The sequence below is a fragment of the Colwellia psychrerythraea 34H genome (assembly GCF_000012325.1).
Lineage (GTDB): Bacteria > Pseudomonadota > Gammaproteobacteria > Enterobacterales > Alteromonadaceae > Colwellia > Colwellia psychrerythraea_A.
The window spans coordinates 3,265,332-3,278,686 of record NC_003910.7; the positions used below are offsets into that span (position 1 = coordinate 3,265,332).

Here is a 13,355-nt window from a genome sequence, read left to right on the forward strand (position 1 = left end):
TATTCAAACGGATAATTTACAGCTGTTTGATGCTGAGGCGTTGTATTAATTAATGAGGTTAAAAGTAAATGGAAATTAGAGCTATTTCTTGGAAACAAACTATACCACTTCGTCAGAGTGTATTATGGCCAAATGAACCGCCTGAATATTGCCATGTAAAGGGAGATTTAGACGCATCACATTTTGGTGTGTTTATTGACGGATTACTTATTTGTGTCGCTTCTATTTATTTAACTTCAAACAGTGCTCGTTTACGTAAATTTGCTACCGATACCCGATATCAAAATCAAGGAATTGGCTCCAAAATGTTGGAACATATTATTCAAACGTTAAGAAATAACTGCATAGAAATATTTTGGTGTGATGCGAGAGAATCAGCTATACCCTTTTATGAGCGCTTTGGTATGCAAGCATCTAGTGAGCGTTTCTATAAAGCAGACGTACCCTATTACAAAATGGAAGTTATTTTATACCAGAAAAATTCAACGTAACTCGACGTAATGTTTATTCCTTTGATAGGAGCTTGGTTCCCTATTAAAATATCAAGATAAGCATTATATTAAATACTTTTTTCTATGAAAAAATGATGAGGTTGTAATGAAACGAACTATAATATTGTTTGATATAAATGAGACGGTACTTAATCTCAGTGCATTAAAACCCAAATTCAAAGCTACTTTTGGTGATGAAAGCGTGATGGCAACATGGTTTTCTATGCTTTTGCACTCATCTACCGTTTGTATCATGACAAGCGTAAAGACTGATTTTGCTACTTTAGCGGGTACTATGCTTGAATCGATTGCCGCTCGCATGAGTATAAAGCTGTCTAAGGCAGCGCGTGATGATATTCTTGCTGGTTTTGCTAACCTGCCCCCTCACAATGATATTAAGCCAGCGCTAGCTCAGTTAAAGTCTGCCGGTTTTCGCACTGTCGCTTTTTCAAATTCATCTCTTAATTTAATATCGACTCAAATTACCAATGCAGGTTTAAAGGAATACTTTGACGATATTATTTCAGTCGAGGAAACAGGTAGCTTTAAGCCTGATCCTACTGTCTATAAATTTGCGGCTAAACGATTAAATCAACCACTGGAGTCTTTGAGGCTTGTCGCTACTCATGATTGGGACACTCATGGCGCTTTGTCTGTAGAAATGAGAGCGGCTTACATTAATCGTTCAGGTGCTGTTTATCATCCGCTGTACCGCCAACCTGATATATATGCGACAACAATGGAAGATATCGTAAAACTAATTATCGAAAAAGATGATTAAATTACAACACTAGAAGCACTTAACACGAAACCACCCCCTTAGTTATCAATAAGTCTTTAAAGACAGTAGACTTGTCAACTCAGCTATAATTTAGCCTTAACATTTAGCTTCTTAATGAGGCATTGAGATACAAATGTCAGATTTTTCCACTCTACTTAACGAAGTAAGACGCTGCACCATTTGTGCTTCTCAACTAGAACATGGAGTACGACCTGTTCTACAGGTTCACCCGAAGGCAAAGATATTGATTGCTGGTCAAGCTCCTGGTCTGAAGGTTCATACATCAGGTGTGCCTTTTGACGATGCAAGCGGTAAACGTTTACGTGAGTGGCTGGGGTTATCACGAGAAGAGTTTTATGATCCAGAAAAGGTTGCTATTTTACCTATGGGTTTTTGCTTTCCTGGATCCGGAAAAACAGGCGATCTTGCGCCGCGAAAAGAGTGCGCGCCAGCTTGGAGAGAGAAAATACTCGCCCACCTCAAGCAAATAGAGGTCACTATTGTGCTTGGCAGTTATGCACAAAAATATCATATGGGCTTAAAGAACGCTTCGGTCACTGATTTGGTCAAATCGTGGGAAACCTATTGGCCAAATATCATTCCTCTTCCTCACCCTAGCCCTAGGAATAACATTTGGCTTAAGAAGAATCCATGGTTTGAGATAGAATTACTGCCAGTGCTTCGAAGTCGCATTCGAGAATCATTAAAATAGTATCTAATAAGACTTACTTTAAACCAGACAGAACAGTTGCTTTAGTTTCGTCATTTAACATTTTAGCTACCAATTATTAGCCTCTTAATGAGGTGTCTTCAACTTAAAATAGACTTACCTTTATATGAAAAAAAAATTATTAAATGGTCAACATCTGTCTCTCGATGAACAGATAGCTTTATTGTCTGAATTTGTAATGACAATTGATGGAATGCCCCAGATATTAGAGAAAATCAATCACCTTCCCAACGCATGGGTAGGTGCTGGCATTATATTTCAAAATGTATGGAATGTAATTCATGGCTATGATTTCAATACATTTATAAAGGATATTGATGTCTTATATTGGGACGAGAATGATTTAAGTTGGCAGTCAGAAAATAGCTATATTCAAGCGTTAACTGAATCTCTCTCTGAGATGAATATTCCATTCGATGTCAAAAATATTGCTAGAGTACATTTATGGTATGAAGAGCGTTTTGGTATACCGAAAGCTCGATATCATAGTGTTCAAGAATCAATATCTACTTGGCCTGTTATTGGTGCGTGTATGGCGATGCGGATGAACAAAGGCCAATTAGAGTTTATAGCTCCTTTTGGATTCCAAGATATGTTTTCTCTTAGGGTGAGACCAAATAAAATTTTGGTAAACCAAACCATTTACGAAGGCAAAGCGATAAAATGGAAAGAACAGTGGCCTAAACTATCAGTAGAAAACTGGTAATTTTTCATAACAAACTGTTAAATAAGGATAAAATATATTTGGCTTTTTCTTCTGTGTCGCTTATTCTAGTTACCTGAATTTTGCCCATTATTTGGGTGTTAGTTTTTAAACAAATAACGTAGTAGTTAAGGATTGTATATATGTCAGCATTGATTCTAGATGGGAAAAGCGTTACTAAAAAGTCTGAAGAAGATTTGCGCTCAAGAGTTGCACGCCTTAAGGAATTGAGTAATGGTGCCGTTCCTATCTTAGCCACAATTCTAGTGGGAAATGATCCTTCTTCGGCAACCTATGTAAAAATGAAGTCGAATGCTTGTACCCGAGTTGGTATGGACTCGTTGAAAGTTGAAATGTCTGAAGAAACAACGACAGAAGAGCTATTAGCTGAAATTGCAAAACTAAATGCCAATCCAAATATTCATGGCATTCTTTTACAGCACCCTGTGCCTCCACAAATTAATGAAAGACAGTGCTTTGATTCCATAGATTTATCTAAAGATGTTGACGGGGTAACTTGTTGGGGTTTTGGTCGTATGGCAATGAATGAAACCTCTTATGGCAGCGCTACGCCAAAAGGAATAATTCGAATTTTAGAGGCATATGATATTCAACTAGAAGGTAAACATGCTGTTGTCGTTGGTAGAAGCCCTATTCTTGGCAAACCAATGGCAATGATGCTGCTTAATAAAAACTGCACGGTTACTATTTGTCATTCAAAAACAGTTGGTCTTGATAAAATCATCAAGACTGCTGATATCGTTGTAGGCGCTGTCGGTAAGCCTGAATTCATCAAAGCTGATTGGATTAAAGATGATGCCGTAGTGATAGATGCTGGGTATCATGAAGGTGGTATCGGAGACATTGAGTTACAGCCCCTTATGAGTCGTGTTAAGGCATATACTCCTGTACCTGGAGGTGTAGGGCCAATGACAATAAATACGTTGATCTATCAGACTGTTGAAGCATGTGAGTTAAAATTAGCACAATAATGCAGACTAAAAAATTATTGAAATAGACAAAGATAGTTGCTTAACTTTCATCATTGACGAATAACCAGCTATTTTTTTCCGCTTAAATAAGCGTTAGATAACACGGAGGTTCTATCAGAATATGAATGGATTTTTAGTTATTGCAGGTACCTTAAATGCGATAGTCGCCATTATCCATATTGGTTGCATTTATTTTGGTGCTCCTTGGTATCGTTTCTTCGGTGCCGGAGAGAAAATGGCTGTTCTTGCTGAGCGAGGTAGTATTCAACCTACCTTAATCACCAGTGGTATTGTGCTTGTTCTCTCTCTCTGGTCGCTTTATGCATTTTCTGCAGCAGGTATTACTTTTCGCTTACCATTAATCCGTTTAGCCCTGATTCTGATTACTCTAATTTATTTCGTTCGCGGTATTGCTGGTTTCTTTTTCATTAGTTCACCTATGGGCCGTTCTCCTGAATTTTGGGTGTGGAGTTCATTGATTTGTTTAGGTTTTGGTCTTATTCACCTCATTGGCTTGAAACAGCAATGGGCAAGTTTATAAGCAAGGTGTGATCGAGTAATCTAAAAAATGGATAAAATACAGATATCTGTATTCGTCCCTCAAATTTTGCTCGGCAATATTTAGCCCAATATAAGGGCATAACAACAAAGGATATTTACATGACTGGTGAAATCAATTTAGATACGCTGTTGGCCTCGATGTCACCTAACTTGATGGCAGGTGAATATGTGTTTTGCTCAGTTCAAGGTGATTATCTTGATTTCAATGCCTTATCGCCATTAGCGTCTTTTCGTGAATCAGAAGGATTAACGATAGTCATATCGAAAGAGATGGCACTTGCTAACCAACTTCCATTTGAGTCCGTATTTAGAGGTATTACCTTAACCATACATTCAAGTCTTGATGCGGTTGGTCTCACTGCAGCAGTTTCAGGTAAGTTAGCCGCTAATAATATAAGCGCGAATGTAATAGCCGCTTATTATCACGACCATATCTTTGTTCAAACAGACAAGGCTGAGTTAGCAATGAAAGTCTTAAATGAATTTTGTAGCTAACACGAAAAACAGACAGAATTCCAACTTGGCTTAGTTCATTTTTTACTATTTTAGCCAAGTATTATCAGTGAGTTAACAGCATTATATTTATCTGAGGTTTTGTGAAAAAATTTACTATCAGTCGTATTATACCAATCGGACTAATTTATTGATCACTTAGCGAGAATTAAAAGGCTTAGAGGCAAGGCATTGATTGAAGAGAATGGTTATTCCCTTGTCAAAATCAATAACGCCGCATGTAAGCCTTTTCAACTCGCCCGTCGGGAGCTCATTAGCAAACTGATAACATCTCAAAATAAATGAAATATAGAATAACTATGTTTACGTTATTTTGTTTGTTATAAGCTCGCTACTGAAGCTCTAAGTTGGCCAATAAATTAATCCGTTTGGTATTGATACAAGCTTAGGTATTTTCCGTGTTTCCGGTTGTTGGTGTAATGAAAACCAAGACACTGGTAAAATTGATATAACCTCAATTGAGCTGATGGGCACAGATGGTTGGGTTTTACTAAATCACGCCAGTGACAATGTTATTAGTTTAATTACAGAGTTAACCCCTACCCTTACTACACACTTACTCGCTAAGAGTAAGTAAATATAACGAGTAATCCATCATGACCCGCGACTATGAGTTTGGATCATGTAGCGCGATTTAAAAGGATAATTATGACTATTAATGTTAATTGGCAAGGAGATTGTCGCTTCAAGGTTATTACAGAAGATGGATTCGAGGTTTTCATTGATGCTGACAGTAAATCAGCCCCTTGCCCAACGGAAATATTATTATCCGCATTAGGCTCCTGCAGTGCGACCGATGTCACCCTTTACTTCAAAGATAATGATATTGAACTTAAAGCGCTAAATAACTGTGTAACCTATCAACTGACAGAGAATGAACCTAGATTATATAAATCGGTAAATTTACATTTTTCGATTGAAGCTAAGGTTACAGAATCTCAAGTTAAAGCAGCAATCGAAGAAGCCATTAATAAGTATTGTCATGTCTGTTTAATGCTACAACCAACCATTGATATTACTTATTCAGTTGAAATCATTAATTAATAAATTTACATTTAGCAAAATCATGAACATTAAAAAATTTTCAATAGTCACTAATATATCGGCTCATACGCTTCGATATTACGAAAAAATAGGTTTGTTAAAGCAAATTGAACGGAACTCAAGTGGTCATCGCTATTTTACTCAAAAAGATGTGGTGTGGGTTGAGTTCATCAAGCGATTAAAAGAGACTGGAATGCCTCTAAAGCAAATCTTAAAGTATGCAGATTTACGAGCTATTGGTATTTCAACCTCAGGGTTGAGAATGCAAGTTCTAGAAGAGCATGCGCTGATGCTAGAAGAGAAAATAGCAGAAGAACAGTCTCACCTTCAAATGTTGAAAACGAAAATACAGCATTACAGTAAAATCGTCACGTAAACGTTAACTACTTGACTTAGAGTTAGCTCTAAGTAGTAGATTCTAGTTCTTTGAATTTACGCAAAGATTAGAATCGGAGTATTAATGAATAATCAACGATATATATCAGGTCTTGATAAGTTAAGAGAAATTGATGGAGAAGCAGGTCAAAAAGTCATTGATAGTTTGGCATCAATTTCACCAGATTTAGCAAAATATACGATAGAATTTCCTTTTGGTGATATTTACCAAAGGCCAGGGCTTGATTTACAAAGTAGAGAGTTAGCAACAGTTGCCGCCTTAACTACTTTAGGACATTGCCAGCCTCAACTGAATGTACACATTAACGGTGCTTTGAATGTAGGCTGCAAACCAGAACAGATAATTGAAGTTATTATACAAATGTCAGTTTACGCTGGTTTCCCAGCAGCTTTAAATGGCATGTTGGTAGCAAAAGAAGTCTTTACGGAAAGAGGCATAATTGACACAATAAAAAGCGATTAAACAGAATTTAAATAGTTGATTATGTTTCGTCTAAACAATAGTAATCAACTATTTACACCCGTTATCAATCAAGGTACATGTATTCATCTATGGTCAATTTTACTTTCAGAATAAGGATACTCTTATGGTTAAATTAATATCTAGCTTTATGATATTTATGTCATTATCTATTCATGCGCAGCAACTCGGTGATACCAGTTTTAAAGCTAAAAACACCATAAAGACTTTTTCAGCCGCACAAGCCCCCATAGTACTCTTAGATGAAGCGCATCATAACTTTCATACCATGGATGGCAGGTATCGACCCTTTGTTGATATATTGCAAAGTGATGGCTATTTAGTTAAAAAACACAAAGAGAGCTTCACCAAAAAATCATTAGCCCATGCTGATATCTTAATAATATCTAATGCATTAAGCGTAAAAAATGTAAATGATTGGGACTTACCTAATTACTCTGCATTTTCCAGAGAGGAAATTGAGGCTGTTTATCAATGGGTAAAAAATGGCGGCTCACTCTTTCTAATTGCAGACCATATGCCATTCCCTAAGGCAGCAGAGGATATGGCAGCTGTTTTTGGCTTTCAATTTAATAATGGTTATGTCGAAGAGGTAACTAACAAAGCACAGTTATTTGAAAAGGATAACGGTACTTTACTCGCTCATCCAATTTTAAAAGGGACCGGTCTAAAAGAAGAGATTACATCGGTAAAAGCATTTACAGGGCAAGCTTTTTTATCTCCGCCAAACGCTAAACCTTTACTGGTTTTTGGTCATTCTGCCATTTCATATATGCCAACAAAGTCATGGGAGTTTTCTGATGATACCCCTGAAATTTCAGTTCAGGGTTGGAATCAAGGTGCTACCTTGGAGTTTGATAAAGGCAGAATTGTCGTTTTCGGTGAAGCGGCCATGTTTACTGCGCAAGTTAGTGGCAAAGAAAAAATGAAGATGGGCGTGATTGCTGAAGGTGCTGAACAAAACGAACAATTTTTATTAAATATTATGCTTTGGTTATCAAGAAAAATTTAGCCAACAATATTTACTCCAATAATAACGGCGTTGTTTATTATTCAAACTTAGCGCTCATTTCTACGATTAATAAAGGTGTTTTATATGGATATTAGTTTATTTGGTATTTTCGTAACGGTTGCTATAGCGCATTTTCTTGCGTTGTTAAGTCCTGGACCAGATTTCGTGCTCGTTGTAAAAAGCGCAATCAGAAACGAAGGTAAAAATGCTATTGGTGTTGCGCTGGGTATATCATCTGCTAACGCATTATATATTGGGTTGTGTTTGATTGGTGTCGGTTCGATTTTAGCCGCCTCAGTAACGATAATGGTGGTACTAAAAATTATTGGAGGGCTGTTTCTAATTTATCTAGCGGTGCAAGCTTTACGTGCTAGTAAAAGCTCATACAACAACTTTGCGTTGTCTGAATCGACTAACGATACTTCCAATAAATCAACGTTTTTAAAGGAGTTCATTACTGGATTTATGTCTGGAATATTAAATCCAAAGAATTTATTATTTTACCTCAGCCTATTTACCGTTGTTCTCACTCCTGACGTAGGTTTTGCTTTTAAGTTGGGATTAGGTATTTGGATGACCGTGGTTGTATTTTTATGGGACTTAGCCATTATTTATCTGCTTTCAACACGAACTATACGATCAAGATTTACCAAAGCCGCCTATTACATTGATAAGGTTACGGGTGCATTATTAGGCCTTATTGGTTTGGCTATTGTAAAATCAGCGTTAGTGAAACAGTAGAAAGTTAGAAGGTATCAAATGAATAAAGTATGCTCGGCTTATCTCAACAGTATCAGCCACTATATTTAGCTATTAAGTCACCGTTAGGTTTTTAACAAATCACATCTTGGAGTTTCATGAAAATAAAAATATATCAAGTTGATGCTTTCGCATCACACGTGTTTGAAGGAAATCCTGCGGCAGTATGTCCATTAAACGAATGGTTAGATGATGAAGTTCTTCAAAAAATAGCAGAAGAAAACAATCTATCTGAAACCGCTTTTTTTGTATCATCTGCAGCAGGAATTCAGCTTCGTTGGTTTACACCAAGAGGTGAAGTCGATCTGTGCGGCCATGCCACTTTAGCCACTGCTCACGTACTTTATGAGCACTTAGGTTTTAAATCACCAAAGGTAGAATTTCAAACTAAAAGCGGTGAATTGGTTGTCACAAAAAATGATTCAGGTTTTAGTATGGACTTTCCGGCCTCTCACCCTGCAGTTATTGATGCCCCCATTAATTTATTAGCAGGTTTAGGCGACGTTATACCTAAACAAGTTATCGCCTCTTTCGACTATATAATTATTTTAGATAGTGAAGAAGCCGTTAAGAATCTTGACCCTGATTTATCTAAGTGGTTGAAACTTGATCTCAGAGGTGTGGTTGTTACCGCTGTTGGAACCGATGTCGATTTTGTCAGTCGATGCTTTTTTCCTAAACTTGGCGTAGATGAAGATCCTATCACCGGCTCTGCTCATTGTGAGTTAGCACCCTATTGGAATTCCAAATTGGGGCTATCATTGTTAACAGGTCGCCAAATTTCGAAGCGAAGTGGGATCGTGCATTGCGAATTGAAAGGTGATCGCGTTGTTTTGACAGGAAATGCGGTAGATTATATGTCTGGTGAAATAAATATTTAGACTTGCTACAGGTATTAGGCAAAGCATACAACTCATAAAGAAAGACAAAACACCGTTGGGTTTTGTTCATTCATTACTTATTTGAATCAACTATTTTATTGCTTGTTATTAACGCGTTAACTGTGAGGTCAACTATGGAAAATCAAATTGATAACCGAATTAATTTATATCAGAGAACGGTAATCTTTAGCCTATTGTTTACGCTAATGGGTTTTTCATACAATGTGTGGCGTATGGAAGTGTCTGAAAATAATAATAATATTAGAACCGCAAGTTTTGAGATGTTGATAAATCTATCGTCTTTAGAACAGTTGGTTTATTCAGCCTATTATGATGATGACCTAAAGGAAGGAAATCCTAGAAAAGGATGGGTTGTTGTCGGGTTAATCGATGATTTGAGTGTCCTTACCGATGATGAAGTTAAAACAAAAACTACTGCATTAAAGGATGTTTGGTCCGTTAATTGGGAAACGATTGCTACTAGCCAGCAAACCGTAGATAACATTGTAGGCTCTATTGACTCAGTGAGAGAAGAAATAAAGATCTTACTAAACTCATTGGATTAATGGTTAACAAGTTAGCAGTAATAAGGCAATTGCCCCCGATAGATCAACTTGGCCATTCGTTTTCAACTAAAATTATAGTCACTCTATTGAGTCTGTTAACAGGCCTTTAATTAGCAATATTTCCTACAGGTAACTTTTTAATGACATATCTTATTTTTTGTCATAACCTTTTTGTAGGGGGATTGACTATATTGTTTAGTCACTTATTAACTTATTACTCTACGCTATTAGAAAGATGAGAATATTATGGAAGTTAAAATATTTACTAAAATTTTACGACCAAAAGTAGGCTTTTTACCCAAATCAGATACCGCAACAGATCACGGTTTAGAGGGTGATATTAATCTTTGGCTTGCAACACAACCAAATATTAAAATTGAGAATATCACCCAATCTCAAAGTGGTGGGTCCTTTCAACCATCAACAATTGTGGTAAGTATTTGGTATAAATAAGATAAGAGTTAAAAGGCAACAGTTAGTTGAAAACTAGCTGCTCAATGCTACTGATAAAGCCACTTTACTCATGACAAATGACTTATAAATTCTTTCGATATGATATTTTTTAATAAGTGTTTAGTTGACTAGCAACGATCCGCCCATCAATAAATTAATTACTGCTTTTATAATTTAGGACATTTTTCACATGATAGAAGTCATTATTCTTGCTATTGCATTAAGTATGGATGCCTTTGCCGTTTCTATTGGTTTAGGGGCAACCAAACAACAGAGTAAAGTTGCGCCACTAGGCATCATTGTTGCGCTATATTTTGGCTTGTTTCAAGGCATAATGCCTATCATTGGTTACCTTGGTGGCAAAGGGGTATTAAGTTGGGCTGAGTCTTATACGCCGTGGATTGCTTTTTTGTTGCTCTTCCTCATTGGCGTCAAAATGATTTTTGATTCATTTTCTGAAGGAATTGAAGAGGATATCAGTAAGATTACTCATCGTGTGTTATTAATTCTAGCCATTGCCACCAGTATTGATGCTATGGCAGCGGGGTTTAGCCTAACGCTTTTACCTGTAAACCCGTTAATCGCTTGTTTGATTATTGCTTCAGTTACCTTTATTTTTAGTTGGTTAGGCGTTTTAGTAGGTACTAAAGGTGGAACATGGTTGGAGAATAAGGCTGAATTTGTCGGCGGTATCACTTTGATAGTAATGGCAATAAAAATTATCATTACGTCATAATATGGGCAAATATAGAAAATATCTTTGAATCTAGCGCTACCATAATCCAAAAAAACACTGAGCTATAGTAATACCAATTGAAATAGGAGCGTTTATTTATGACACCCCGTGAAGTAATTAATTATGTAGAGTTGCCCGCGAAGGATATTCCAGCAACCAAAGCTTTTTTTGAACGAGCCTTTGCTTGGTCATTTATTGATTATGGTGAAGAATATACTGCCTTTAGCAATTCAGGTATCGAAGGCGGTTTCTTTTTGTCTGAACTCGTTTCAAGTACCCTTAATGGCGCTTGCTTATTGGTTTTACTCAGTGACGATTTAGAGGCTACCGAACAACGCGTTAAAAGTGCGGGAGGTATTATTAGCCAAGCTATTTTCTCTTTCCCTGGTGGACGTCGGTTTCATTTTACTGAGCCTAGTGGTAATGAGCTGGCTGTTTGGTCACCGGTAAAAGCCTATATTGCTTAGCTATTGCACGGTTTAACGCTAGCCCTTAATTTTCGAAAAAAACTTTAAAGCTTAATGAATACGAAAAAACCAAAGCTTTTATTAAAATCAGTTAATAAAGACTGTGGTTTTTTATTCGCTTCAAGTAATTATCAGTGTTTACTTCACTTTAATGATAGGCAGATTGTTACTGCTCCATTCATTAAAGTCACCTGACAAATGGTCTAACTCATTGAAACCATTTTTTACCAATACTTCTCTAGCAACTTCGGCTCTTCTACCTGAACGACAATAGATAACGACTTGTGTGTTCTTAGCACCGGTCAATTCAGCTAATCGAGCTTCGAGCTCTTTATGTGGAATATTCACCGCATTAGGGATGTGACCCTCTTCGAATTCTTCCTCTGTTCTGACATCGAGTAAGATAACCTGTTTGTCATTTTTCATAATCTGTTGCAATTCGGTCTGACTTATATCTTTAGCAGAAACCTGCCATGTAGTGGTTACGGCCAAAACAAAGACGATTGTAGTTGCAATTTTTTTAACTAAAATATGTTTCATGTGTAAGTCTTCCTTATTTATAATCTATCAATGTTAGATATTATACTGCAATTTGGTTTAGCTAAAAGAATCTCGCCATTATTTTTTACTAAAAATCATAATGATTGCGCCAAGTAAAGCACTAGTGCCAGCCATGATAAAAGCGTTACTCGCCCCTTCTCCGCCTAGCCAAAGTAATCCTGTGATATAAGCGCCAACAGCACCACCAACACCATATACACCACCTAAATAGACACCCTGCCCTCTACTTTGTTGACTCTTAGTAAAGTGCGAAGAAATAAACTTCATACTCGCACTATGGTAAATGGCAAAACTAGCAGCGTGACTTAATTGATTTATTGCAAGCCAGAGTCCTGAGTCGGCAACCACTGGCATCAAAAACCAACGCAAGGCGGTAATAGCTAAACTAAAAACTAATAATGAATTCAAAGAGAAGCGTTTAAACAATGACCCCATATAGATAAAAGCAACAATTTCAGCTACAGCGCCCAGAGCAATGAATAAGCCAACGGCCACACCAGAGTAGTCAAAATCACGTAAAAACAGTGCAAAAAAACCATAATAAGGCGCAAAGCTAATTTGTAATAATAAACCCGCGATAAAGAAGCTTATAAAACGACCATCAATGAGTTTATTAACAATAGGCTCAGGAGCATTGGCTTTGCCTTTATTTAACTTTACCCCTTTTTTAGGCGTTAGTAACAAAGTGCTGATAAATAGACCGGCCAAAATAATAACACCTAAGCTGGTAAATACTTGATAACCTAAACGACTTATTGCCTCACCTGCCACTACTGCTAAGACAATAAAACCCAAACTTCCCCATAAACGAATACGTGCATAGATTTTACTGCTGTGTTTAGTTGAATTTAACGTGTGCACTTCCAGTTGCGGTAGAATTGCGGTCCAAAACAAGGTAAAAAGCGCCAGACAAAAGGTAATTGGCCAATACTGACTGAACCAATAGAGTAAGCTAAAACTAACCAGTGCTAACAAAGCACCGAGTCGTATAATAAATAGAGGTCGTGCTGATTTATCTGCAAATGTTGCCCATAAGCTTGGCGCAACAATTTTTGTTGCAGTCATAATGGCAAGAATTTCACCGACTTGGCGAGAGTTAAAACCTTGACCATCAAGGAAAATAGCCAAGTAAGGTGAGATTAAACCCAGCAGAGCAAAATAAAAAAAGTAACTCGAAGATAATCGAACAAACATCATGTTGAAAGGAATCAAGCGTATGAGCCTTACG

General features: G+C 37.0%; 19 protein-coding genes. 17 read left to right on the forward strand and 2 right to left on the reverse strand.

Features of this window, described 5'->3' with window-relative positions; translation table 11 throughout:
* The first annotated feature begins 68 nt into the window (after positions 1-68).
* From CPS_RS14005 to CPS_RS14085, 17 genes are all read left to right on the forward strand, one after another.
* Positions 69-491: a GNAT family N-acetyltransferase gene (locus CPS_RS14005; protein ID WP_011043913.1), complete on the forward strand. Its 423-nt coding sequence runs from the start codon at positions 69-71 to the stop codon at positions 489-491.
* Positions 492-597: 106 nt separating this feature from the next.
* Positions 598-1,272, forward strand: coding sequence for a haloacid dehalogenase type II (locus tag CPS_RS14010; protein WP_011043914.1), 675 nt, complete (start codon positions 598-600; stop codon positions 1,270-1,272).
* A 133-nt stretch (positions 1,273-1,405) separates the two neighbouring features.
* Positions 1,406-1,984 (forward strand): uracil-DNA glycosylase family protein, encoded by a 579-nt coding sequence (locus CPS_RS14015; RefSeq protein WP_011043915.1) that lies wholly within the window; start codon positions 1,406-1,408, stop codon positions 1,982-1,984.
* A gap of 124 nt (positions 1,985-2,108) precedes the next feature.
* Positions 2,109-2,708: a nucleotidyltransferase family protein gene (locus tag CPS_RS14020; protein ID WP_011043916.1), complete on the forward strand. Its 600-nt coding sequence runs from the start codon at positions 2,109-2,111 to the stop codon at positions 2,706-2,708.
* Positions 2,709-2,848: 140 nt separating this feature from the next.
* Positions 2,849-3,697, forward strand: coding sequence for a bifunctional methylenetetrahydrofolate dehydrogenase/methenyltetrahydrofolate cyclohydrolase FolD (gene folD, locus CPS_RS14025; RefSeq protein WP_011043917.1), 849 nt, complete (start codon positions 2,849-2,851; stop codon positions 3,695-3,697).
* A gap of 121 nt (positions 3,698-3,818) precedes the next feature.
* Complete coding sequence (locus CPS_RS14030) at positions 3,819-4,238, forward strand: hypothetical protein (protein ID WP_011043918.1); 420 nt, start codon at positions 3,819-3,821, stop codon at positions 4,236-4,238.
* Between the two features lie 119 nt (positions 4,239-4,357).
* Positions 4,358-4,753, forward strand: coding sequence for an ACT domain-containing protein (locus CPS_RS14035; protein ID WP_011043919.1), 396 nt, complete (start codon positions 4,358-4,360; stop codon positions 4,751-4,753).
* Positions 4,754-5,419: 666 nt separating this feature from the next.
* Positions 5,420-5,815 carry an OsmC family protein gene (locus CPS_RS14040; protein WP_011043921.1) on the forward strand — a complete coding sequence of 132 codons (396 nt, stop codon included), beginning with the start codon at positions 5,420-5,422 and terminating at the stop codon, positions 5,813-5,815.
* Positions 5,816-5,837: 22 nt separating this feature from the next.
* Positions 5,838-6,191 (forward strand): MerR family transcriptional regulator, encoded by a 354-nt coding sequence (locus CPS_RS14045; RefSeq protein ID WP_011043922.1) that lies wholly within the window; start codon positions 5,838-5,840, stop codon positions 6,189-6,191.
* Between the two features lie 84 nt (positions 6,192-6,275).
* Positions 6,276-6,674, forward strand: coding sequence for a carboxymuconolactone decarboxylase family protein (locus CPS_RS14050; RefSeq protein ID WP_011043923.1), 399 nt, complete (start codon positions 6,276-6,278; stop codon positions 6,672-6,674).
* 124 nt (positions 6,675-6,798) lie between these two features.
* Positions 6,799-7,704, forward strand: a complete 906-nt coding sequence (locus CPS_RS14055) for a hypothetical protein (protein WP_011043924.1) — start codon at positions 6,799-6,801, stop codon at positions 7,702-7,704.
* 84 nt (positions 7,705-7,788) lie between these two features.
* On the forward strand, positions 7,789-8,445 hold the full coding sequence (locus CPS_RS14060; RefSeq protein WP_011043926.1) for a LysE family translocator: 657 nt from the start codon (positions 7,789-7,791) through the stop codon (positions 8,443-8,445).
* Between the two features lie 116 nt (positions 8,446-8,561).
* On the forward strand, positions 8,562-9,344 hold the full coding sequence (locus CPS_RS14065) for a PhzF family phenazine biosynthesis protein (RefSeq protein ID WP_011043927.1): 783 nt from the start codon (positions 8,562-8,564) through the stop codon (positions 9,342-9,344).
* Positions 9,345-9,478: 134 nt separating this feature from the next.
* Complete coding sequence (locus tag CPS_RS14070) at positions 9,479-9,910, forward strand: hypothetical protein (protein ID WP_238383542.1); 432 nt, start codon at positions 9,479-9,481, stop codon at positions 9,908-9,910.
* Positions 9,911-10,156: 246 nt separating this feature from the next.
* The gene (locus CPS_RS14075; protein ID WP_011043929.1) at positions 10,157-10,363 is read left to right on the forward strand and encodes a hypothetical protein; all 207 of its coding nucleotides are present in this window, start codon (positions 10,157-10,159) and stop codon (positions 10,361-10,363) included.
* A 190-nt stretch (positions 10,364-10,553) separates the two neighbouring features.
* A complete protein-coding gene (locus tag CPS_RS14080; protein ID WP_011043930.1) occupies positions 10,554-11,099 on the forward strand; it encodes a manganese efflux pump MntP in 546 nt (181 codons plus the stop codon).
* A 98-nt stretch (positions 11,100-11,197) separates the two neighbouring features.
* Complete coding sequence (locus CPS_RS14085; RefSeq protein WP_011043931.1) at positions 11,198-11,566, forward strand: VOC family protein; 369 nt, start codon at positions 11,198-11,200, stop codon at positions 11,564-11,566.
* A gap of 138 nt (positions 11,567-11,704) precedes the next feature.
* Here the strand turns inward: CPS_RS14085 and CPS_RS14090 are convergent, their stop codons facing one another.
* Both CPS_RS14090 and CPS_RS14095 read right to left on the reverse strand, forming a co-directional pair.
* Complete coding sequence (locus CPS_RS14090; RefSeq protein WP_011043932.1) at positions 11,705-12,106, reverse strand: rhodanese-like domain-containing protein; 402 nt, start codon at positions 12,104-12,106, stop codon at positions 11,705-11,707.
* Positions 12,107-12,184: 78 nt separating this feature from the next.
* A complete protein-coding gene (locus CPS_RS14095; protein ID WP_011043933.1) occupies positions 12,185-13,339 on the reverse strand; it encodes an MFS transporter in 1,155 nt (384 codons plus the stop codon).
* Positions 13,340-13,355 lie beyond the last annotated feature (16 nt).

Coding starts and splice junctions, on each gene's coding strand:
- CPS_RS14035 (WP_011043919.1), top strand. CDS start 4,358: ATGACTGGTGAAATCAATTTAGATACGCTGTTGGCCTCGATGTCACCT.
- CPS_RS14040 (WP_011043921.1), top strand. CDS start 5,420: ATGACTATTAATGTTAATTGGCAAGGAGATTGTCGCTTCAAGGTTATT.
- CPS_RS14010 (WP_011043914.1), top strand. CDS start 598: ATGAAACGAACTATAATATTGTTTGATATAAATGAGACGGTACTTAAT.
- CPS_RS14060 (WP_011043926.1), top strand. CDS start 7,789: ATGGATATTAGTTTATTTGGTATTTTCGTAACGGTTGCTATAGCGCAT.
- CPS_RS14020 (WP_011043916.1), top strand. CDS start 2,109: ATGAAAAAAAAATTATTAAATGGTCAACATCTGTCTCTCGATGAACAG.
- CPS_RS14070 (WP_238383542.1), top strand. CDS start 9,479: ATGGAAAATCAAATTGATAACCGAATTAATTTATATCAGAGAACGGTA.
- CPS_RS14015 (WP_011043915.1), top strand. CDS start 1,406: ATGTCAGATTTTTCCACTCTACTTAACGAAGTAAGACGCTGCACCATT.
- CPS_RS14090 (WP_011043932.1), bottom strand. CDS start 12,106: ATGAAACATATTTTAGTTAAAAAAATTGCAACTACAATCGTCTTTGTT.
- CPS_RS14085 (WP_011043931.1), top strand. CDS start 11,198: ATGACACCCCGTGAAGTAATTAATTATGTAGAGTTGCCCGCGAAGGAT.
- CPS_RS14030 (WP_011043918.1), top strand. CDS start 3,819: ATGAATGGATTTTTAGTTATTGCAGGTACCTTAAATGCGATAGTCGCC.
- CPS_RS14050 (WP_011043923.1), top strand. CDS start 6,276: ATGAATAATCAACGATATATATCAGGTCTTGATAAGTTAAGAGAAATT.
- CPS_RS14045 (WP_011043922.1), top strand. CDS start 5,838: ATGAACATTAAAAAATTTTCAATAGTCACTAATATATCGGCTCATACG.
- CPS_RS14080 (WP_011043930.1), top strand. CDS start 10,554: ATGATAGAAGTCATTATTCTTGCTATTGCATTAAGTATGGATGCCTTT.
- CPS_RS14005 (WP_011043913.1), top strand. CDS start 69: ATGGAAATTAGAGCTATTTCTTGGAAACAAACTATACCACTTCGTCAG.
- CPS_RS14065 (WP_011043927.1), top strand. CDS start 8,562: ATGAAAATAAAAATATATCAAGTTGATGCTTTCGCATCACACGTGTTT.
- CPS_RS14055 (WP_011043924.1), top strand. CDS start 6,799: ATGGTTAAATTAATATCTAGCTTTATGATATTTATGTCATTATCTATT.
- folD (WP_011043917.1), top strand. CDS start 2,849: ATGTCAGCATTGATTCTAGATGGGAAAAGCGTTACTAAAAAGTCTGAA.
- CPS_RS14075 (WP_011043929.1), top strand. CDS start 10,157: ATGGAAGTTAAAATATTTACTAAAATTTTACGACCAAAAGTAGGCTTT.